Here is a 19,986-nt window from a genome sequence, read left to right on the forward strand (position 1 = left end):
GCACCGGCACTTGCTGTCAGATCGTCAGCCGACGGATCCGAATCGGAATCGTTATCGCCGACCGTCCCTGCCGCGAGCAGGGGTCATCGACAAATCCGCCCCGACCGGGTGTGTCGGGCGGGAGTTGACGTGCGGAGCCGTGGAGCGGGCGCGGGGTGCGGCCGGCCTGGAGGGGTCGGCCGCGCTCGCTGTCACGTCACCGCGGCCGGTTCGCGGTCCTGCCGGTTCGCCGAGGGGACGCCCGGGTCCGGCTCCGGTGTCTCCCAGGACGGTTCGGGCTGTGCCTGGGCGCCGGCCGTGCCGGGCTCGGGCCTGCCGGTCCGCCGGAACGCGGCCGTCCCCCGCCCCAGGTCGTGGCCGATCGCCACGGCGTCGATGTCGGCCGACGTCCGGCTGGTGCCGTCCCGGGTCTCCGTACGCACCTTCAGCCTGCCCTGGACGAGCACGGGGTCGCCCACGTTCAGCGACGCCATCGCGTTCGTGGCGAGCTGGCGGTTGGCCCAGACCGTGAAGAAGTTGGTGTGCCCGTCCGTCCAGGCGTTCTTCTCGCGGTCCCAGTAGCGCGAGGTGACCGCCAGCCGGAACCGCGCCGACGCCCCCGACACCGGTTCCCGGTACACCGGCTGGGTCGCCACGTTCCCGACCACGCAGACCATCGTCTCGTTCATCGTCTGCCCCTCCCTCGCCCGGCCGTCCGGGCCGGGCGGACACGCGTACGGGCCCGTCCCGTACGACTGCCTCTGCCGCGCCGACCGCGTCCGTCGCGATCGCCGCGGCACCAGACTGCCGCCGTCGGGACGGGCCCGCAGAGACCTGTGGACCACCGCCCGCCTGTGGACAACTCGCTCACCCGGACAGGTGACAGGCTCCCGTCCCCGCACCGGCCCGCCGCCCCGTCGGCCGCCTCACCGCGTGCCCGGCACCGCTCCCGCTCCCGTCCCCGCCCCGTTCACGCGGGCGTACTGTTCCCGCACCTCCCGGTAGCGCAGCAGTTCCGCGGCCACCGGGTCCAGTACCCGGGCCCGGCCGCACCCCCCGGCCGCCTCCCGCAATCGGCGTTCCGCCTCCTGGCCGTACCGCCGGGCCGGGCCGCGCGCCGCGATGCGGCAGCTCCACTCCACGAGCGGTCCGCCGACGATCCCGGCGATCATCAGCAGCACCGGCACCCCGAGGTCCGGCGACAGGGCACCGGCGATCTGGCCGACGAGCCACAGTCCGCCGAAGACCTGAAGGACCGTCATCGAGGCCTGGGCCAGGACCGCCGCCGGCCACCAGCCCGGCCGCGGCGGGCGTCCCGGGGGCAGGCCTGCCCGCGCCGCCAGTTCGTCCAGTGCCTCGGGCAGCCCCTGCGCACCGCGCACCGCGGCCTCGCGCACCGCCTGCGCCCACGGCGCCGGCAGTCCGGCCGCGGCCCGTTCGGCCACCGTGCGCACCGCCTGTTCGACGCGCTGACGCGCCGTGGCCTCCTCGTCGGGCTGCGCGCGCACCGGCAGGCGGCCCGTGGGTGGTTCGCGCCGGTCCTGGTACCACCGCCACAGCCGCAGCCAGGGCGTGCCGCACGCGCGGCCCGCGTTGCGCAGCCAGGCACGTTCGGCCGCCTCGCCCGCGGCGACGGCGCCCACCGCGTCCGCGAGCCGGGCCGCGAACTCCTCCCGCGCCTCCTCGCTCAGCCCGGCCCGCCGCCCGGTGGCGTAGACGGGCCGCAGATGGGCCGCCGCCGCGTCGACGTCGGCCGCGATGCGCCGGGCGGCGGCACCGCGCTCGGCCACGAACTGGCCGAGTGACTCCCGCAGTTCCCCGACGCCGTCCCCGGTGAGCGCGGAGAGCGCGAGCACGGTCGCGCCCGGCTCGCCGTACTCCCCGAGGGCGATGCCGTCCTCGTCGAGCAGCCGCCGCAGGTCGTCGAGGACCTGGTCGGCGGCCTCTCCGGGCAGCCGGTCGACCTGGTTGAGGACGACGAACATGACCTCGGCGTGGCCCGCCAGGGGCCGCAGGTAACGCTCGTGGAGGATGGCGTCGGCGTACTTCTCCGGATCGACCACCCAGATGACCGCGTCGACCAGTCCGAGGATGCGGTCCACGTGCTCCCGGTGCTGTACGGCGGCCGAGTCGTGGTCGGGCAGGTCGACCAGGACGAGCCCGCGCAGCTGCGGGTCGGCGTCCGGGCCCTGGACGGGGCGTCGGCGCAGCCGGCCGGGGATGCCGAGCCGGTCGATGAGGCCGGCCGCTCCGTCGCTCCAACTGCACGCGATGGGCGCCGCGGTGGTCGGCCTGCGGACGCCGGTCTCCGAGATCGGCACGCCGGCGAGGGCGTTGAACAGCTGCGACTTGCCGCTGCCGGTGGCGCCCGCGATGGCGACGACGGTGTGCTGCCCGGACAGCCGGCGGCGCGCCGCCGCCTCGTCGAGGACACGTCCCGCCTCGGCGAGGGTGCGGCTGTCCAGCCGGGCGCGGGAGAGCCCGACGAGTTCGCGCAGCGCGTCCAGCCGGGAGCGCAGCGGTCCGTCGTAGGCGAGCGGCGGCACGGGCAGCGACCGCGCGGGGCGGGGGTCCACGGGGGCGAGTTCGGCGGCGCTCGTGCCGGTCTCGGTGACGCGGCGGGCGATCAGTCCGTCGTCCCAGGCGCCGTCGGCTCCGCCACGGCCGGGGGCGTCGTCGTCCCTCACGCGCGCGTGCCGGTCGGTGGGGCGGTCGGCGAGACGGTCCGCCCGGTCGTGCCGGTCGCCGTACCGATCGCCCTGCCGGTCCGCGTGCTTCCCGAGCGCGCTGCCCGAAGCCTCGCGGTCCCCGGGGCCCCTGCCACCCCTGCTGTCCCTGCTGTCCCTGGCATCCCTGCCGTCCCTGGCATCCCTGCGGTCCCTGGGGTCCCCGGCGCTCCTGGGATCCCTAAGGTCTCTGGCGTCTTGGGGATCCCTGCTGCCGCTGTCGGCCCTCCGCTCCCCCGGGTCCCTTCTCGTCCGGCCGTTCACCGGGTCCGAGCCCTCCACCTCGGCGGAGACCGCCCCCTCCGTGCGCTCCGTGCGACCTGCGCGCCCTGGGCGATCCCTGTGCGCGGCGTGTTCCGTTCGGTCCTGGTCAGTGACGGCGGTCACCGGTCACCTCTCCTTCAGCAGTACGGACAGCGAGGCGATGAGTTCGGCCTGGGGCTCGGGATGCACTTCCAGGGCGTCGAGCGGGGCCAGCCGCCGCTCCCGCTCGGCGTTCATCACCCGGTCCAGGTAGTCGGCGAGCAGCCGCCCGGCGCGGTCGCGCAGCCGCAGGGCGCCGTGCGCGCCGATCCGTTCGGCGAGCCCCTCCCCCGCGGACCGCCCCCGGCGACCTCCCAGCAGCCCGGTGGCGGCCAGGGCGGCGACGGCCTCGGGGTCCGGCGCGACGCTGCGGTCCAGTTCGCGTACCTCGTCCTCGGCGTACTCCTCCAGTTCCCGTCGCCAGCGCCGTACCGCCAGCCCGATGCGGTGCTCGGCGCTCTCCACGGCGGGGACGTGGTCGCCGAGCCCCGGGGCCGCCGCGGCCGGCTCGCGCCGCCAGGCGTCGTCGATGCGCTCGTCGGCGGCGGTCACGGCGCACAGCAGCAGCGCGCAGAGGCTCTCCACCAGCGCGTCGAGCAGTTCACCCGCGGTGCAGTCCAGGGGGTAGGCGCGCCAGCGTTTCAGGGCGTCCCCGGCGAGCACGGCCCCTGCCTGCAGACGGCCCCGCACGCGTGCGTGCTCGCCGTCGTAGGCGCCGTCCACGGCCGAGATGAGCCGCAGGGCGGCCGAGTGCTGCGCGGCGGCGGCGCCGGCCAGCTCGGGCATCCGGGACTTGAGCGAGTCGAGCAGGCCGTGGACCGTGCGGGCCATGGCGTGCCGGCGGGCCGCGGGATCCTGGGCCTGGTGGACGAGCCAGGTCCGCAGCGGGGCCACGGCGGTGGCGGGCAGCAGCCCGCCACCCCAGGCCGACTCGGGCAGTTCGGGCACCGTGAACCGGGGTACGTCGCCGAGGCCGGCCTTGGCGAGCAGTGCCCCGTACTGCCGCGAGACCTCGGAGACGACCTGGTGCGGCACCCGGTCCAGCACGGTCACGAGCGTCGCGTCGTACTCCTTTGCGGTACGCAGCAGGTGCCAGGGGACGGCGTCGGCGTAGCGCGCGGCCGTGGTGACCATGACCCAGATGTCGGCGGCGCAGATCAGCTCGGCGGCGAGGGCGCGGTTCTCGGCGATCAGGGAGTCGATGTCCGGCGCGTCGAGCAGGGCGAGGCCGCAGGGCACGGTCTCCACGGTCTCCACGCGCAGCACGCGCGCCGGCTCGTCGTCGGACGCCTGCGGTTCGAGCGGTTCGTCGCCGATCGCTCCGGCTCCGGGTTCCTGCCGTGGCACCCACACGCGCGCGAGGTCGGGCAGGACGCGCATGCCGCTGAACCAGTGGTGGTCCTCCGGATGACACACCAGTACGGGGGTCCTGGTCGTCGGCCGCAGGACTCCCGCCTCGCTGACCCGCCGTCCGACGAGGGAGTTGACGAGCGTGGACTTGCCCGCGCCGGTGGATCCCCCGACGACGGCGAGCAGCGGCGCGTCGGGCTCCTTGAGCCGGGGCACCAGGTAGTCGTCGAGCTGGGCGAGCAGTTCGTCGCGGTTGGACCGCGCGCGGGGGGCGCCCGCGAGCGGCAGCGGGAAGCGTGCGGCGGCGACACGGTCGCGCAGGGCGGAGAGTGCTTCGAGCAGCTGAGGCCGTACGTCCAAGGTCACCACATGCGAAGAATGCCCAATTTTAGGGGAATTCTGAAGCATATGAGCATGTCTGCGCGCCGACGGAACACAAGGGATGGAACGGACGACTGGGACGAGGGCGCAGTCCAGGCATAACGAGTGCACAACACCCGGCGCCCGAGCCACCAAAAGCGGTGCACGATTCGTACCTGCCTGCGATTATCAGGACCGCTTCACCGAACCTCCACATCGAGCCACGGAGGCGAAGCAGCAGGGGCAAGGACGCGGGAGCCCTATCCTTGTCCCCGGCGACGTCACGGAACGGCCCGTACCGGGGCGGCACCACGACAGAGGCCACCACACCAGGCCCCCGTAGCTCAGTGGATAGAGCAGGCGCCTTCTAAGCGCTTGGCCGCAGGTTCGAGTCCTGCCGGGGGCGCTCCGCTCGTGCGGCGCTCACGCCCTCCCCCGGGAGGGCGTTTCTGCTGCCCGGAAACGACCGGAACTCGCCCCGGCGGGCCCGGCATTCCAGCCTCCGCCCCGCCCGCGCACGAGTTCCTCGCCCCTCACTCCCCGTCCCGGCGGTGCGGCCAGTCGGCCAGGCCGCTGCCCTCGGGGGCGCGGCGCGTCGCCTCGGCGACGGAGTCGTGGAAGGCGTAGACGGAGTACAGGCCGCCGGCCTTGAACACTTTGAGTATGCGGCGGTCGGCGCAGGTGAGGACCAGGGACCCCGCGTGCGACCGGAGGCGCTTGGTGAGCGCGACGATCAGACCCAGACCCATGGAGTCCAGGAAGGTCACCTGGCACAGGTCCAGGACGCAGTGCCGGTGCCCGGCGTCGATGAGGCGGCCGACGGCCGCGCGGATCTCGCCGGAGGAGCAGATGTCGACCTCCCCGGTGACGGTGACGACGGTCCAGCCGTTCACCACGCGCACTTCGAGGGTGTCGTTCTCCGGGATGGGCTGTATGGGCGTCCGCACTCTTCGCTCTCTGCCTCTCTCGCCGTCCGCTATACGACGTATGGCGTATGTGCCATGTATGCCGCGTTACATCCAGTAGACGGCTTTCGCACACCCGGCCACAAGGGTGCGATTTTCAGATGGTGAGCGAGAGCCCCCGCGTCACCCGGGCCGCCGTCGCGAGCAGCCGCTGGGAGGCTTCCCGCAGCGCGGCCGGGCGGTCACGGTCCGCGCGCAGGGAGACGCCGAGCGACCCGAGGGTCTCGCCCTGGTACACGGGCACCGCCACGCAGACGACCCCGAGGGAGTACTCCTCCAGGTCGGTGACGGCCGTGGCGTCGGGGAAGGCGTCGAGCCGCCGCAGCAGCTCCGTGCGGTGGGTGATCGTCCTGGGCGTGAGGTCCGCCAGCAAGTGCCGGGAGAGGTACTCCTGGCGCCCCTCGTCGTCCAGCTCGCGCAGCACGCACTTGCCCAGGGCGGTGGCGTGGCCCGCCTCCTCGAACCCCACCCACAGGTCGGCACGCGGCGCCCGGGGACCGTCCACGATCTCCGCCACGCGGATCTCGCCGTCCTCGTAGAAGGTGAGGTAGGCGGCGGCGGACAGGTCGTCGCGCAGGGAGCCGAGGGCCGGGCGGATCCGGCTGAGCCGGGTCTGCGTCCGGCTGCCGTCGTGCAGGGCATCCAGCCGATCACCGAGGACGAAGGAGCCGTCCTCCAGTTTGCGCAGGTAGCCGTCGTGCACCAGGGTCCGCAGCAAGTGGTACGTGGTGGCCAGGGCCAGCCCCGTCTCCCGCGCCAGCAGTTTGGCCGGTGCGCCTCCTTCATGAGCCCCGACCGCCTCCATCAGCCGGAACGCCCGCTGCACGGAGGCGATGAGCGTGGGGCCTTCCTGTGCGCCCATACCTCCACCGTGCGGGTGACGGGCATGCACGGCAAGCGCACACGGCGGGCCCACCCGCCCGGCACACCGCCGGGCCCCGGCCGGCCCCCGGCATCGCGGGGGGCGGCCAGGGCCCGGCGGTCGGACCGTGGCGACCCACCGCCGCCGGCTGTCCACCGCGCCGATGGCCCGGGCGTACGCGAGCGTCGAGCCGGGGTCGTCGTCGAGCCGGACCAGCGTGCACATGTCGCTGAGCAGCGTCGCCCGCGCCGGGGCGTCGTGGACGGCGTCCGCCCACCCCAGGCCGTGCCCGAACCACGCCATGCCGATGCTGCTCTGCCCCCGCTGCATCCGCAGGCGTCCGGCGACCTGGGCGCACTGGGCGGCCAGCCGCAACTGTCCGTACGGCAGCCGACCCGTGGAGTTGACCGCCTCGGCCCAGCCGACCACCGCCCGCAGCAGCCGCTCCACGAGGACCACGCCGCCCGCGGTGGTCCGGTGGTGCGCCTCCCGGATCAGGCAGGCCAGCACGGCGGTGAGGGCGTGCAGCAGGTCCGCCTCGGCGCCCGGGCCACGCGCCGCGCCCCCACCCGCACCCCTACCGGCAGTCGCGCCGCCGAGGCGCACGCCGCCCCCGCCCGCACCGCCACCGCCCCGGCCAGGACGCGCACCCGCGCCGGCGCCGTCCCCGGCTCGGGCCCCGGCTGCGGCGTCTCCCGGGCCCACCACCACCGCCAGACCCGCCAGACCCGCCAGGCCTGCCCGGCCCGCCACGTCCGTGATGACCGCAATGCCCGCACTGCCCGCACTGCCCGTCGTGAGGGCGGAACCGCCCGGCGGCCGACCGGACAGCCCCGCAAGAAGGGCCGGCAACTCACCCTGTCCGGGCACCGCGCAGCCCACCGTGCCGTGCAGCGGGCACGCGAGTCCCTCGGCGGGCAGCTCCGCAGGCCACAGCCGCGGGTCCCACGCCTCCCCGCCGTCGGCGGCGTCCATCCCGGGCATGGCGCCGAACAGCTTCCGGTCCAGCGGCGGACGGCTGCGCGCGGGTGGCGACTCGCGCGGCGCGGCGACGATCGCGGCCAGCTCGCCCCCGGTCTCCAGGACGGCGTCGAGCCGGCGCACCAGGCCGGCGGGCGGCTCCCGCAGCCCGCTCTCCAGCTTGCTGATGAGGGTGTGGTGGTAGCCCACTCGCAGGCCGAGCTGCAGCTGGGTGAGCCCGGCCTGTCTTCGCCGGGACCGCAACCGCCGCCCGAACTCCCCCCCACACCTGAGCTGCATCGACGGACATGGCCCCTCCCGGACGAGGCTCGCGCCTCCAGCCGTGTGACACCCGGACTTCGCCTCCCCGCTACCGCACAGCACAGGGGAGCGGCCGCCGCCCCGTCAATCGGGTTGGCCGAACAGCAGTCGAATTGGTCTCTACCAGAGTCCTGCCGCCGCCCTGCCGGGCCTTGCTCGGCGCCTCACCGGATCCGCGCGGCGGAGCCTCGGGCCGACACTGTTCAAAAAGGGTGATCTGGGGAGATACGCCGTGACCCGGGCGCAGCGGTCGCGTTGAACGGGAAGTGCGGTCGCGCTACCTGCTGCCGCACTCATCGAGCAAGTTAGGAGAACGTGATGTCTCGCATCGCGAAAGCGGCTGCCGTCGCCCTCGGTACGGGTGCCGTGGTGATCAGCGGAGCCGGTCTCGCCATGGCGGACGCCGGCGCCGAGGGGGCGGCTGTCGGCTCGCCCGGCGTCGTGTCCGGCAACACGATCCAGGTCCCGGTCAGCATCCCGATCAACCTGTGCGGGAACACCATCGACGTGGTCGGCATCCTCAACCCGGCCTTCGGCAACACCTGCGCCAACGTCGGCCACCACGGCAAGGGCGACGACAAGCCGGGCGGCTACGGCGGCTGACGTCCCGGCAGCCGGAGCGGCCGGCGTCGTCCGCCCAGGGCACGCCGTCCGTGCGGGACCCAGATCCACAGGGTCCGTGCAGCATTCCCACCCACAGGTTCCGTGCGGGATCCCCAGGGTCCGTGCAGCATTCGGACTCACAGGTTCCGTGCAGGATCCACAGGAGAGCCCCGGCACCTCGAGCGCCGGGGTTCTCCCCTGTGCCCGGACTGTGCCCGGACTGCGCCCGGGGTCAGGCGTACCGGTAGATGCGGCTCACGTCCTCCAGCGAGTCCGGGGTGACGTCCCAGGGCGGCAGTTCCTGGTGCCGGGCGACGATCCGGCCGTACTGCTCGTCACCTGGCCCCGGAGGGGACGCGGGCAGGTAGCGGGCGCCCCGGTGGCGGCTCTGCCAGCGCGACCACTGCAGGTCGAGGAAGGCGTGGTGGAGCCAGAAGACCGGGTCGTTGACGGAGGCGGCGCCGAGCATCGCGCCCCCGATCCAGCGGTGCACCCGGTTGTGGTTGCGCCAGGAAACGCTGCCCCGGCCGGTGCCCCACCCCTCCAGCTTGTTGCGGAACCCCCTGCTGACCGTCGAGTCCCAGGGCGCGACGTCGTAGACGGGGTCCTTCAGCGCCCACTCCAGCTCGTTCTTGGTGGGCAGTTGGATCGGTTCGCGCGAGCGCCCCAGGTCCCGGGTGAGGAACTGCCCGTCGGTCACGCCCTCCTTGAGCGTCCAGCCACCGTGCGCGTACGCGAACGGACCGGTCGTCACCCGGCGGTCGGAACGCCGTCCGTCGCCGCCCATGAGGTCGGCGCTCCAGGGCGCCGAGGTGACCGTGCGGTCGCGCGTCCAGTCCCAGTAGGGCACGGTCACCGAGGAGTCCACCCGGCGCAGCGCCCGTTCCAGCTCCAGCAGGAACTTGCGGTGCCAGGGCAGGAAGGAGGGCGCCATGTGGGCCGGCCGCAGACCGTTCTCGCCGTCCGCGGTGAAGTGCGCGACGTGCGTGCGCACGAAGTCGTCGTACTCGCCCCGTCGCTTGATCTCCAGCAGCGCGTTCACGAACCGCCGCTTCTCGGTGCGCGTGAGCCTGGTGACGTTCTTACGCGTGTACGCCGCCACCGTGCTCCCCCCTCGTGAACGAGCCGTCGGAGGGACCCTCGTACGGGCCGTCGGACGAGCCTTCGGACGACCCCTCGTACGGGCCGCCGACCGGGCCCGGGGCCAGGTCGCGCAGCCGCCGGCCGGGGCCCATCTCGTCGACGGCGCCGCGGGCCGCCTCCAGGGGCGTGCGGTACGAGCCGTAGTGGTCGACCATGCTGAGCCAGGTTCCGTCGGCGCGGCGCATCAGGTGCAGCGGACGGCCGTCCACCGTGACGTACCACAGGCCGGTTCCGCCGGCGCCGCGCTGCGGGGTCCACACGCCCCGGATGCGACGGCCGCGGTAGGTCTCCTCGAAGGCGGTGCCGCCCGGCCCGCTCCACGGACCGCTGTGCGGGTCGGCCGCGGGGTGCGGGGGCCGGGAGGCGCCGACCACCGGGGCCATCGCGACGGCGGCGGCGCAGGCGAGCAGCCGCCGGGTCGTCTCGCGCCGCGTTCTGCCTCCGGCCCCTGCCGTACTTCCTGCCCCTCCGGTACCCCCCGCATCACCGCTGGCACTGCCGCTGCCGCTGTCACTGCCGTGTTCGTTGCCGTAGCCGACGCCCATGGCTCACTCCTCGTCCGGTTCGGTTGTCCGCAGCCGTAACCGGCGAAGGCGCGGGACGGTCACCGCGATACCGCCGGATGGTGAACGGTGGCGCCGGACGGCGAACGGTGGCGCCCGGGCCGGTGCGCCGTAGCAACCGGCCGAGGTGCCATGGCAACCGGCCGAGGTGCCGTGACGGCCGGCCGAGGTGCCGTTACAGGCCGGGGCCCGCCACCATGTCGGCCCCGGGCACGGTCCGCAGGGCGGGGGTGAGGAGGCCCAGTTGCGGCTGCTTCAGGTCCGGAAGTCCGGCGTGGCCGGCCCTGGGTCCGGTCAGCGGGCCGTCCGCGGTCAGCCCCGGCGAGACGGCCCGCAGGCCGGAGGCGGGCGTGCTGACGCCGACGTGGTCGAAACCGTCGCCGAGGGCGTGCGCCAGCGGGGCCCGGACGTCCAGGCCGGGCAGCCCCCCTTCGACCGGCAGCCGCGGCACGGCGCCCGCCGGCAGGAGCCTGCCCTCGGCGAAGCGGGGCCCCTCCGGACTGCCGGCCGTGGGCAGCGGAAGCTCTCCGCCCACCCTTGGCAGTTCCATGCCGAGGGCGGACTCGGCACCGCCGAGCGGAACGGGGAGAGGAACCGTGCCGACCGCGGCGGCGGGAGTCGCGGCAGCGGCGGCGCCGACGGCCGCGGCCACGCCCGTGACGAGGGCGGCGAGGGTTCCTCGGGTGGTCGACTTCATGGCAGGCACGGTCCCTTTCAGGTGCGGTCGGGTTCGGGTCGTCCGTACCGGTCAACGATCCGGACTTCGCGACCAGCGCTAGATTCCCCCGAGTGCCGCAGTAGTACGACGGGTATGACGGGCGCCCACGACCCGTACGACCCGTACGACCCGTACGACCCGTACGACCCGTAAGGCCGGTCGGCCCAGCCGGTCGGCCCAGCCGGTCGGTGCGCCTCCCGGACTCAGCTCTGCAGCGGCAGCCCGCCGAGCAGCGGGGTGGCCGAGTTCAGGGTCTTGGTGGCGCCGTTGACGGAGTGGAGCAGCGAGCCCTTCTTCTGCGTGTCGAGCGCGTCGGACTGGTGCTTGATCGGCATGACGTCGATGGGGTCCCTGGTCAGCGAGTTGACGGCGCCGTTGAGGCTGGTGGGCGTCAGGTCGGTGGCGTCGTGGGCGAACGCGGGCGCGGCGGCACCGGCGGCGACCAGGGATCCGGCGAGGACGGCGGCAGCCTTGAGCGACTTCATCGTGTTCCTTTCCGCGGCGACGTACGTCACCGGAGGGGGATGGGGTCGCCGTGCCTAACGAGTGCCGGACGGGCCGGAAACCACGGGACGGGAGATTGCCGAGTCCTCATACGAGATCTTCCGCATACGAGATCTTCCGCAGATGAGGTCTTCCACGTGCGGAACGCCCACTCTTCGCGAAGGGTGCCGGGCGGGAGGCGTGCGGCAGCCGCCGTACCGGCTCCTGCGACCGGTACGGCGGCTGGGCGGGCACTCGCGTCCGGGTTACGAGCCCACCGCGGCCGGGACCGTCGCCGCCGGGACCGCGACGTCGGGCACGGTGAGGGCCGGCAGGGTCGAGGCCGACGCCGCGGGCGTGGTGCTCGTCGCCGGGGTCGTCGAGGTGTTCGGCAGCGCGGTCAGGCCGCTGCCCGACAGCCCGCTGGTGACGAGCGAGGTCAGGTTCTTCACCAGGCCGTCGACCGCCGGGAGCACCTGGCCGGCGTCCCCCGAGGTGATCGCCTTCAACAGGCCGTCCAGACCCTTCTGTACGGCGGCCAGGGCGTCGGCGGCGGGGTCGGCCGCGCGCCGCGAGGCCACCCGGGTGTCGGCCGCGGGCAGCAGCACGCCCGGAGCGACGGCCCGAGCGGCCTGACCGGCCTGGGCGGCCGGTGCGAGCGTGAAGGGGACCGCGGGGGCGCCGGGCAGGGCGCCCGCGGACTTCGTGGCCGAGGCGGCGGCGACCGCCGCGTCCACCTTGGCCAGGGCGTCCTTCGCCGCGTCGCCGAGCTGCTGGACGACGGGGACGGACAGCGTGCCCCGGTCCGGGCTGAGTACGGCGGTCACCAGATCGCGGACGGGGGCGAGGGTGCCGCCGAGGTCACCGAGGTTCTGGACCTGGGTGAGCAGTGCGCCGGCGTCCGGGAGGGGGGCACTGGGCGCCGCGGCGGGATGGGGTGCGGGGGCCGAGGCGGCCGCCATGGCGGCCGGGCCGCTGATCCCGACCAGGAAGGCGGTGCAGAGTGCGGTGGACGCGACACGACGCGCTGACAGACCTCGCATGGGAGTTCCTTTCGATGAGCACCGGATCTGGAGCCCACCGTGAGAGCGCTTGTCGATCTTCGCAACCGATCGTTCACCCGCCTGCCCACGCGCCCCCCGGCCGCCCTGGGTCCCACCTGCGGGACGTGCTCCGGGGCCGGCCACGGCCCCGCCGCCCGTTCGAGGGAACAGCGACGGCCGCCCTCCCCGGAGGGATCCGCGCGGCGCGCGGGGACACGGGTTCCGGGAAGGGCGGCCGGCCGGGAAGTCGCCGCGCCGGTGTCAGCCGTTGACGCAGGTGTTGCCGAACGCCGGGTTCAGCAGACCGATGATGTCGATGGTGTTGCCGCAGACGTTGACCGGCACGTGGAGCGGGATCTGGATGACGTTGCCCGAGATCACGCCCGGCGAGTGGGCGGCGACACCGTTGGCACCGCTGTCCGCGGCGGCGATGCCGGCACCGCCGGCGACAGCCGCGGCGGCGGCGGAGGTAAGGACCAGGCCCTTGGCGATACGCGACATGGAAAGAAACTCCTTGCAGTTGACGCACAAACACCCGGGCAGGGATGCCCGGCGCTGTGTCAACGCGCGCCAGGGGGCGGGGTTGTGCCACCGAAAGGGTGATCTCCGGATCGAACCGGCTTCACAGTTCCGACACACTTGCCCGATTTCATCGCATTAGTTCCATTTGTCGCTAGAGTTGCGGACCTCTCGACCCTCCCCTTCGACGGACACCCGAAAGAGGCAACGACGGTCATGCGGCTCCTTCTTCGGCCGCGGGTCCTGCACCTCACCCAGCCCGTGGACGGCGGGGTCGCGCGCGTCGTGACGGACCTGGTGCGGGCACAACTCGCTGACGGCTTCGACGTGACCGTGGCCTGCCCGGACGGCGCGCTCGGCGGGCACCTCCGGGTGCTCGGCGCGGACGTGCGCCCCTGGAACGCGGCGCGTGCGCCTGGGCGTTCACTCCCCCGGGAGGTACGACAGCTCGTACGCCTGATCGACGACGTACGGCCCGATCTGGTGCACGCGCACAGTGCCAAGGCCGGGCTCGCCGGGCGTCTGGCCGTGCGCGGCCGGATCCCGACCGTCTTCCAGCCGCACGCCTGGTCGTTCGAGGCGGTCGACGGGAGCGCCGCGGTGCTCGCGCGAGCCTGGGAACGGTGGGGCGCGCGGTGGGCGACCCGGGTGGTGTGCGTCAGCGAGGGGGAGCGCGCGACGGGCGTACGCGCGGGTATCACCGCGCGCTGGCGGATCGTGCCGAACGGCGTCGACCCGCACCGATTCCACCCGGCAGCGGCCGGAACACCCGCGTACGCCACCGCCGAGGCACCCCCTCGGACCCCCGCCGCCGCGGCGGGCGCACCGCTCGTGGTGTGCGTCGGGCGGCTGTGCCGGCAGAAGGGGCAGGACGTGCTGCTGCGGGCCTGGGGCACGGTGGCGGACCGGGTGCCGGGGGCGCGGCTCGTGCTGGTCGGAGACGGCCCCGACCGGGAACGGTTGCGGCGACTGGCCCCGGCGTCGGTGGAGTTCGCCGGTGCCGTCGCCGACCCCGTGCCCTGGTACCGGGCGGCCGACGTCGTCGTGCTGCCCTCCCGGTGGGAGGGCATGGCCCTGGCTCCGCTGGAGGCGATGGCGTGCGGCCGGCCCGTGGTGGTCACGGACGTCGACGGCGCCCGCGAGAGCCTGCCGCCCGCGCTCGCCGCACGGTGCCTGGTCCCCGCGGAGGACCCGGCGGCGCTGGCCCGCGCGGTCACGGAACTGCTGCTCGACCCACCTCTGCGGGCCTCGCTCGGCCGCCTCGGACGCACTCACGTACTGACCTCGCACAACGCCCGCCGCGGCGCCGACGCGATCACGGCTCTCTACCGCGACCTGCTCACCGCCCGCCTGACCACGGCACGACGGGTGCCTGTCCCGCGCCCGGCGCCCGCGACACGAACGGCGCCCGCCGCACGACCGGAGCCCGCGACACCACCGTCCGGAGAACGACCGGCCGCAGATCGACCGACCGGCACAGGCCCGGCCGGAGATCGACCCGGCGGAGAACGACCGATCGGAGAACCGCTCGGAGAACCGATCGGAGAACCGCTCGGAGAACCACTCGGAGAACCGGCTGGAGAACCGGGCGGGGCGCCGCAGACCGGGATCGCACCGGCCGGGGCCGCACCCGCTGCGGCAGCACACCTCCCCCTCGCCGAGCACCTCACCCCCGCCGAGCACGCACGCCCCGCCGAGCACCTCACGCCCACCGAGCCCCTTGGAACCGCCGAGCCCCTCGGGTCCACCGAGCACAGGGAGTCCAGCCACTCGTGAGCGCGGAAAGCACCGTTCCCTCGCCCGGGCTGGCCCCCGGGCCGCCGGCCCGCGAGCACGGGCCCACGGCCGTCCAGGTCCTCCGGCCGCGCCGCGGGGCCCCTGGTTTCCGCTTCCCGGTGCGGCGGCAGCGGTCCCCGCTGGGGCCGGCCGCTCCGGTGCCGCTGATCCTCGCGGACGGCGCCGCCGCCCTGCTGGCCGCCCCGGCGTTCGCCGGGGCCGCGCACCGGCCGTTGCTGGTCGCCCTGCTGGTGGCCGCGTCCCTGCTGCTGCGGGCCCAGCACGCCGGGCAGCCCGTGCCGTCCGTCCTGGACGAACTGCCCGCCGTGTGCGGCCGGGTCGCGGTGGCGTGGCTGGCGCTGGCGGCGCTGGTGGCGGCGTACCGGCCGGAACACGCGCTGGGCGGCCGCACCCTGCTGGCCGGGTTCGCGCTGCAGGCTGCGGCGGGTTGCGCGTTGCGCGGCGCCGTCCACGCCCGGCGGCGCGCGCTGCTGCTGCGCAGGCCGCGCGCCGCGCTCGTCGTCGGCCCGGCCCGGACGGCGCAGCGGGTGGCCGCGGCCCTGCTGCGGCAGCCGCGGTGCGGGATGCGGCCGGTCGGTGTCGTCGCCGGGCAGCCGGACGGCGGCGCGGGCGGGCTGCCGGTGCTGACCCGCGGTGCGGAGGTCGAGCGTGCTGTCGTGCAGAACGGGGTGCGGGCGGTGCTCGCCGTCCACCCCTCTGTACGGACCGAGCAGGGACCGCTGTTGCGGGCGCTGGCCGAGTCGGGGTGCGCGGTGTGGGAGATCGACGCGGAGTCGCCGTCGTACGCGACGAAGCAGCGGCTGGCCGGGTTCTCCTGCCGGCGCCTGCTGATGTCGGGGGCGCGGCGCGGCAGCGCGGGCAAGCGGGTGCTGGACGTAGTGGTCTCCGGTGCCCTGCTGCTGCTGGCCGGGCCGCTGCTGCTGGGGTGCGCTGCGGTGCTGCGGCTGGCCGAGGGGCCGGGGGTGCTGTTCCGGCAGGAGCGCATCGGCCGGGACGGCAGGCCCTTCACGCTGCTGAAGTTCCGCACGCACCGGCCGGCCGACGCCCTTGAGGCGGCGACGCGGTGGAGTGTGGCGGGCGAACGGGAGATGCGGCCCGTGTGCCGGGTGCTGCGGCGCACCTCGCTCGACGAGCTGCCGCAGTTGTGGAACGTGCTGCGCGGCGACATGAGCCTGGTCGGCCCGCGCCCGGAACGCCCCTATTTCGCCGCCCGGTTCAGCCAGGAGTACCCCGGTTACGCGGCGCGCCACCGGATGCGGGCCGGGATCACCGGGCTGGCCCAGGTCCACGGGCTGCGCGGTGACACCTCGATCGAGGACCGGGCCCGCCTCGACAACGCCTACATCGACAACTGGTCGCTGTGGCAGGACGTCTGCATCCTGCTGCGCACCGCGGTCGCGCTGGTGCGGCCGACGGGGAGCTGAGGGACATGACCCACGCCGCGCTGCCCGAGCCGCCGCGCCCCCTCGCCGCGCCCGCCCCGCCGGGGCGCCGGTCCGGCGGGGCGGCCCTGCTGCCGCCCCGGGCGGTTCTGCGCAGCCCGGTCCTGCCGGTGGTGGCCGTCCTGGCGGCCCTCGCCCTGCCGTTCGGCCCCGGCGGCGGCGAGGCAGGCGGCGCGGGCCCCGCGGACGTGGTCTCCGGGTTCTTGGTGCTGTCCTGCGTGCTGCGTCTGGTGCGCGCGCGGCGGCGTCCGCTCACGCCGACGGCGGCCGTGGTGCTGGGGCTGCCGGTGGCGGGCTTCGCGCTGGCCGCCCTGGCGGCCTCCTCCCCGGCGGCCGCGTACGCGGGCTTCGGCCGGTATCTGCAGGTCTTCGTCCTGGTTCCGGCGGCCGTGCTGCTGCTGGTCCGGGACCGCGCCGACTTCCGGTTGCTGGCCTGGGCGTTCGTGGGCCTCGGGCTGTGGCAGGGCGCCGTGGGCACGCACCAGTACCTGACCGGGACCGGGGCCTCCTACCAGGGCACGCAGATCCGGGCCGTGGGCACCTTCGGTCCCGGGGACGTGATGGGGATGGCGACGGCGGTCGCCCTGGGCCTGGTGTGCGCGGTGGGACTCGCCCTGGGGCGCTCGTGCGAGGTGCGGCGGCGGGTGGTGGCCGCCTTGTGCGCGGCGGCGCTGGTGGTGCCGCTGGCGCTGTCCTTCAGCCGGGGTGCGTGGATCGCGACGGCCGTGACCTGCGCGGTGCAACTGCTGCTGGCCGGGGTGCGGCGTGCCTTGGCGGCGGGGGCGGCCGTGGTCGCGGCGGGCGTGGTCCTGGTGGGCGGGCTGGGTGTCGGCACGACGCTGCTGGAGCAGCGGTTCGACAGCATCACGCAGGTCACGCTCGCCCCGGACCAGTCGGTCCGCGACCGCTACGCGCTGTGGACGGCCGCCCTCGGCATCTGGCGCGAACATCCTCTGACGGGAGTGGGGTTGAAGAACTTCCCGGAGTACCGCGACGGACACGCGCCGATGGCGCTGTCCTCGGCGAGCGACACCGGGGGCGCGGGCGCCGCGTTCCGCAGGCAGCCGCTGCTGTCGCCGCACGGCATGTACCTGCTGGTGCTGAGCGAGCAGGGGCTGTGCGGTCTGGTGGCCGTGGCCGGGAGCTGGCTGTCGCTGCTGGTGTGCGGGGTGCGGGGCCTGCTGCGCGAGCGGCGCCGGCCGCCGTCGCGGGCGGGCGGGCTCGACTGCGCGCTGGTGGCCTGCGGGCTGCTGGTCTGGCAGCTCACGGACTTCGTGTACGGGGACATCGGCGGCCCCTCGACCGTACTGACCGCCGTGTCCTTCGGGCTGGTGGCCTGGTGGGCCACGCCCCGGCCCGACGGCCCCGTGACCGACGGCCCCACGACCGCCGGGCGGCCCGTAAAGGCGGTGCCGCGATGACCGTGACCCCACCACCCCTGCCACGCTCCGAGGACACCGGCGGCGACGGCGGCGACGGCACGGCGACCGTACCCGCGGCGCGGGCCGCCACGGGTGCCGGCGGTGGCGTACGGGCTGCGGCTTCCCGCGGGTTCCTCGCCAGGGCCGCCCTGGTCACCGCCGTGCTGTCGGCGGCGGGGTCGCTGCTCGGCCTGGTCCGGGACCAGTCGCTGGCCCGGCTGTTCGGGGCCGGGAGCGACACGGACGCCTTCCTGGTGGCGTGGACCGTGCCGGAGTTCGCCGCCACGCTGCTCATCGAGGACGGGCTGGCCTTCGCGCTGGTCCCGGCGTTCAGCGCGGCGCTGTCCCGGCGGGCGCAGGGCGCGACGGGCGACCCGGTGCGCTCCCTGGTCACCGGCACGCTGCCCCGGCTGGCCTTCGCCTTCGCCGCGGTGTGCGCACTGGTCGCCGGCGCGGCCCCGCAGCTCGTCCAGGTGCTGGCGCCGGGCCTGCCCGACCCGCGCCTGGCCGCCGACTGCACCCGGCTGACGGCCACCTGCGTGCTCAGCTTCGGCCTCGCGGGCTACTGCAGCGCCGTGCTGCGCGCGCACGGCCGCTACGTGGCGCCCGCGGCGATCTACGTCGCCTACAACGCCGGCATCGTCGCCTCGATGTTCCTGCTGGGCGGTGCCTGGGGGGTGCGGTCGGCGGCGGCGGGCGTCGCGGTGGGCGGCTGCCTCATGGTCGCGGTCCAGGTGCCCGCGCTGTGGAAGCAGTTGCGTACGGGCCTGCGCCCGCCGGCCGTGACCGGGGGCGCGGCGGCGGGCCGGCCCATGGACCTCGCGCTCGTCGCCTCGGTGCTGCTGTTCGCCCTGTGCCGTCAGTCGCAGGTCCTCATCGAGCGCTTCCTCGCCTCGCCGCTGCCCGCCGGGGCCATCTCGCACCTGAACTACGCGCAGAAGGTGGCCCAGATCCCGATGACGCTGTCGCTGATGCTGTGCACCGTCACCTTCCCGGTGGTGGCGCGGGCGCTCGCCGACGGCGACCCGGAGCGGGCCCGCGACCGCGTGGAACGGGACCTGGCGGTGGTCTCCTGCCTGGTGCTGCTCGGCACTGCCACGGTGATCGCCTGCGCCCCGCAGATCATCGGGCTCCTGTTCGAGCGCGGCGCGTTCACCGCCGCCGACACCGCGGCGACGGCCCGCGTGATGCGGGTGTACGCGCTCGGACTGCTCGGCCAGGCCCTGGTGGGCGCCCTGGTCCGCTCCTACTTCTCGGGCGTGCGGCCCGTCTGGTACCCGCTCACCGCGATGACCGCGGGCGTCGTGGCGACCTCCTGGATCGGCGCCGCCGCCGTCGGCCCCTGGGGCGTGACGGGGATCGCCGCGGCCAACGCCGCCGGCATCACCGTCACCGCCGCGCTGCTGCTGGCCGGAACGGGCCGGTGCGGGGTGCCGCTGCGGGTGCGGCGGGTGCTGACCGAGACGAGCAGGCCGCTGCGCGCCGCGGTGGTCGCCACCGCCGCCGGGGTGTTCGCGGCGAGCCTGCCGCGGTCCGCCGCGGCGGGCCTGCTGTCCGGCGTGCTGACCGTCACCACCGTCCACCTCCTCCTCGCCCGCGCTCTCGGCGCCCAGGGCGTCGAACCCGTCCTCGGCTCCGTACGCTCCGTCACACGAAGGCTCCGGCATGGCCTCTCCCGCTGAAACCGCCCCGCCCGCCGTCGCCGGCGAACCGCCCGCGCCCTTCCCCTGGGTGGCGATGTACCACTCGGTCGGCGACCGCTCGGACGACCCGTACCGCATCACCGTGACGCCCGAGCGGCTGGCCGCTCAGCTCCGGTGGCTGCGGCGGCGCGGGCTGCGCGGAGTGTCCGTACGCGAGCTGCTGGCCGCCCGCGCCGCGGGCGGCGGCAAGGGCCTGGTCGGGCTCACCTTCGACGACGGGTACGCCGACTTCGTCACCGACGCGCTGCCCCTGCTGCACCGGCACGCCTGCGGCGCCACGCTGTTCGTGCTGCCCGGCCGGCTCGGCGGCGACAACGCCTGGGACCCGCGCGGCCCGCGCAAGCCGCTGCTGGCCGCCGACGGCATCCGGCACGCGGCGGCCGAGGGCGTGGAGATCGGCTCGCACGGGCTGACCCACGCCGACCTCACCCGGGCCGACGACCGCGCCCTGGCCGCGGAGGTCGCCACGAGCCGCACCCGGCTCCAGGAGCTGACCGGCGCCCCCGTGGACGGCTTCTGCTACCCCTACGGCTCCGTGGACGCCCGGGTCGTGGCGGCCGTACGGGAGGCGGGGTACACGTACGCCTGCGCCGTCGACCCGGGCCCGCTGACCGGCCCGCACGCGCTGCCCCGGCTGCACCTCGGGCAGCGGGACACGGCCTGGCGGCTGCACCTCAAGCACCGGCTGCACGGGCTGCGGCGCCGCCCGGTGGAGGGCGTGTGAG

At 75.1% G+C, this 19,986-nt stretch carries 16 protein-coding genes, 1 tRNA gene and 2 pseudogenes; 7 read left to right on the plus strand and 12 right to left on the minus strand.

The features are described from left to right. Positions 1 to 191: 191 nt before the first annotated feature. The 3 genes from AB0G56_RS30430 to AB0G56_RS30440 all read right to left on the minus strand — a co-directional run bounded on the left by AB0G56_RS30430 (position 192) and on the right by AB0G56_RS30440 (position 4,727). A complete protein-coding gene (locus AB0G56_RS30430; protein ID WP_360975433.1) occupies positions 192 to 668 on the minus strand; it encodes a single-stranded DNA-binding protein in 477 nt (158 codons plus the stop codon). 237 nt (positions 669 to 905) lie between these two features. Next, positions 906 to 3,092 (minus strand): GTPase, encoded by a 2,187-nt coding sequence (locus AB0G56_RS30435; RefSeq protein ID WP_360975436.1) that lies wholly within the window; start codon positions 3,090 to 3,092, stop codon positions 906 to 908. Between the two features lie 3 nt (positions 3,093 to 3,095). Then, positions 3,096 to 4,727, minus strand: coding sequence for a dynamin family protein (locus tag AB0G56_RS30440; protein ID WP_360975439.1), 1,632 nt, complete (start codon positions 4,725 to 4,727; stop codon positions 3,096 to 3,098). 324 nt (positions 4,728 to 5,051) lie between these two features. Between AB0G56_RS30440 and AB0G56_RS30445 the strand changes: the two genes are divergently transcribed. Further along, positions 5,052 to 5,124 (plus strand) — tRNA-Arg (locus tag AB0G56_RS30445). A 127-nt stretch (positions 5,125 to 5,251) separates the two neighbouring features. Here AB0G56_RS30445 and AB0G56_RS30450 read toward each other — a convergent pair. The 3 genes and pseudogenes from AB0G56_RS30450 to AB0G56_RS30460 form a co-directional block, all read right to left on the minus strand. Next, entirely contained in the window at positions 5,252 to 5,665 is a 414-nt protein-coding gene (locus AB0G56_RS30450) for an STAS domain-containing protein (protein ID WP_360975442.1), read from the minus strand. 115 nt (positions 5,666 to 5,780) lie between these two features. After that, on the minus strand, positions 5,781 to 6,545 hold the full coding sequence (locus tag AB0G56_RS30455) for an IclR family transcriptional regulator C-terminal domain-containing protein (protein WP_360975554.1): 765 nt from the start codon (positions 6,543 to 6,545) through the stop codon (positions 5,781 to 5,783). A gap of 1,119 nt (positions 6,546 to 7,664) precedes the next feature. Then, positions 7,665 to 7,805: pseudogene (locus tag AB0G56_RS30460) on the minus strand (helix-turn-helix domain-containing protein); the annotation flags it as partial. 339 nt (positions 7,806 to 8,144) lie between these two features. Between AB0G56_RS30460 and AB0G56_RS30465 the strand changes: the two are divergent. Then, positions 8,145 to 8,429 (plus strand): chaplin, encoded by a 285-nt coding sequence (locus tag AB0G56_RS30465; RefSeq protein WP_360975446.1) that lies wholly within the window; start codon positions 8,145 to 8,147, stop codon positions 8,427 to 8,429. Positions 8,430 to 8,661: 232 nt separating this feature from the next. Here the strand turns inward: AB0G56_RS30465 and AB0G56_RS30470 are convergent, their stop codons facing one another. The 6 genes from AB0G56_RS30470 to AB0G56_RS30495 form a co-directional block, all read right to left on the minus strand. Then, complete coding sequence (locus tag AB0G56_RS30470; RefSeq protein ID WP_360975449.1) at positions 8,662 to 9,531, minus strand: tyrosinase family protein; 870 nt, start codon at positions 9,529 to 9,531, stop codon at positions 8,662 to 8,664. Further along, complete coding sequence (locus AB0G56_RS30475; protein ID WP_360975452.1) at positions 9,512 to 10,117, minus strand: tyrosinase family oxidase copper chaperone; 606 nt, start codon at positions 10,115 to 10,117, stop codon at positions 9,512 to 9,514. The genes AB0G56_RS30470 and AB0G56_RS30475 overlap by 20 nt, the downstream gene beginning before the upstream one ends. 193 nt (positions 10,118 to 10,310) lie before the next feature. After that, the gene (locus AB0G56_RS30480; RefSeq protein WP_360975455.1) at positions 10,311 to 10,832 is read right to left on the minus strand and encodes a hypothetical protein; all 522 of its coding nucleotides are present in this window, start codon (positions 10,830 to 10,832) and stop codon (positions 10,311 to 10,313) included. Between the two features lie 224 nt (positions 10,833 to 11,056). Next, on the minus strand, positions 11,057 to 11,338 hold the full coding sequence (locus AB0G56_RS30485) for a hypothetical protein (RefSeq protein WP_360975458.1): 282 nt from the start codon (positions 11,336 to 11,338) through the stop codon (positions 11,057 to 11,059). Between the two features lie 264 nt (positions 11,339 to 11,602). After that, a complete protein-coding gene (locus AB0G56_RS30490; protein WP_360975461.1) occupies positions 11,603 to 12,379 on the minus strand; it encodes a hypothetical protein in 777 nt (258 codons plus the stop codon). Positions 12,380 to 12,640: 261 nt separating this feature from the next. Further along, positions 12,641 to 12,880 carry a chaplin gene (locus tag AB0G56_RS30495; protein WP_360975464.1) on the minus strand — a complete coding sequence of 80 codons (240 nt, stop codon included), beginning with the start codon at positions 12,878 to 12,880 and terminating at the stop codon, positions 12,641 to 12,643. A gap of 234 nt (positions 12,881 to 13,114) precedes the next feature. Here AB0G56_RS30495 and AB0G56_RS30500 point away from each other — a divergent pair. The 5 genes and pseudogenes from AB0G56_RS30500 to AB0G56_RS30520 form a co-directional block, all read left to right on the plus strand. Then, a pseudogene (locus AB0G56_RS30500) lies at positions 13,115 to 14,239 on the plus strand (glycosyltransferase); the annotation flags it as partial. 431 nt (positions 14,240 to 14,670) lie between these two features. Further along, positions 14,671 to 16,119 carry an exopolysaccharide biosynthesis polyprenyl glycosylphosphotransferase gene (locus AB0G56_RS30505; RefSeq protein ID WP_360975467.1) on the plus strand — a complete coding sequence of 483 codons (1,449 nt, stop codon included), beginning with the start codon at positions 14,671 to 14,673 and terminating at the stop codon, positions 16,117 to 16,119. Positions 16,120 to 16,124: 5 nt separating this feature from the next. Continuing rightward, positions 16,125 to 17,558, plus strand: a complete 1,434-nt coding sequence (locus AB0G56_RS30510; protein WP_360975470.1) for an O-antigen ligase family protein — start codon at positions 16,125 to 16,127, stop codon at positions 17,556 to 17,558. Next, the gene (locus tag AB0G56_RS30515) at positions 17,555 to 19,240 is read left to right on the plus strand and encodes a lipid II flippase MurJ (protein WP_360975473.1); all 1,686 of its coding nucleotides are present in this window, start codon (positions 17,555 to 17,557) and stop codon (positions 19,238 to 19,240) included. Before AB0G56_RS30510 ends, AB0G56_RS30515 begins: the two co-directional genes overlap by 4 nt. After that, entirely contained in the window at positions 19,224 to 19,985 is a 762-nt protein-coding gene (locus AB0G56_RS30520; protein WP_360975476.1) for a polysaccharide deacetylase family protein, read from the plus strand. Before AB0G56_RS30515 ends, AB0G56_RS30520 begins: the two co-directional genes overlap by 17 nt. Position 19,986 lies beyond the last annotated feature (1 nt).

It is taken from the genome of Streptomyces sp. NPDC021356 (assembly GCF_040641015.1).
Classification (GTDB): Bacteria; Actinomycetota; Actinomycetes; order Streptomycetales; family Streptomycetaceae; genus Streptomyces.

Bases quoted from the DNA above. Each gene is read 5' to 3' on its own strand.
- AB0G56_RS30480 (WP_360975455.1), bottom strand. From the start codon at position 10,832: ATGAAGTCGACCACCCGAGGAACCCTCGCCGCCCTCGTCACGGGCGTG.
- AB0G56_RS30520 (WP_360975476.1), top strand. From the start codon at position 19,224: ATGGCCTCTCCCGCTGAAACCGCCCCGCCCGCCGTCGCCGGCGAACCG.
- AB0G56_RS30495 (WP_360975464.1), bottom strand. From the start codon at position 12,880: ATGTCGCGTATCGCCAAGGGCCTGGTCCTTACCTCCGCCGCCGCCGCG.
- AB0G56_RS30465 (WP_360975446.1), top strand. From the start codon at position 8,145: ATGTCTCGCATCGCGAAAGCGGCTGCCGTCGCCCTCGGTACGGGTGCC.
- AB0G56_RS30515 (WP_360975473.1), top strand. From the start codon at position 17,555: ATGACCGTGACCCCACCACCCCTGCCACGCTCCGAGGACACCGGCGGC.
- AB0G56_RS30510 (WP_360975470.1), top strand. From the start codon at position 16,125: ATGACCCACGCCGCGCTGCCCGAGCCGCCGCGCCCCCTCGCCGCGCCC.
- AB0G56_RS30430 (WP_360975433.1), bottom strand. From the start codon at position 668: ATGAACGAGACGATGGTCTGCGTGGTCGGGAACGTGGCGACCCAGCCG.
- AB0G56_RS30485 (WP_360975458.1), bottom strand. From the start codon at position 11,338: ATGAAGTCGCTCAAGGCTGCCGCCGTCCTCGCCGGATCCCTGGTCGCC.
- AB0G56_RS30475 (WP_360975452.1), bottom strand. From the start codon at position 10,117: ATGGGCGTCGGCTACGGCAACGAACACGGCAGTGACAGCGGCAGCGGC.
- AB0G56_RS30455 (WP_360975554.1), bottom strand. From the start codon at position 6,545: ATGGGCGCACAGGAAGGCCCCACGCTCATCGCCTCCGTGCAGCGGGCG.
- AB0G56_RS30490 (WP_360975461.1), bottom strand. From the start codon at position 12,379: ATGCGAGGTCTGTCAGCGCGTCGTGTCGCGTCCACCGCACTCTGCACC.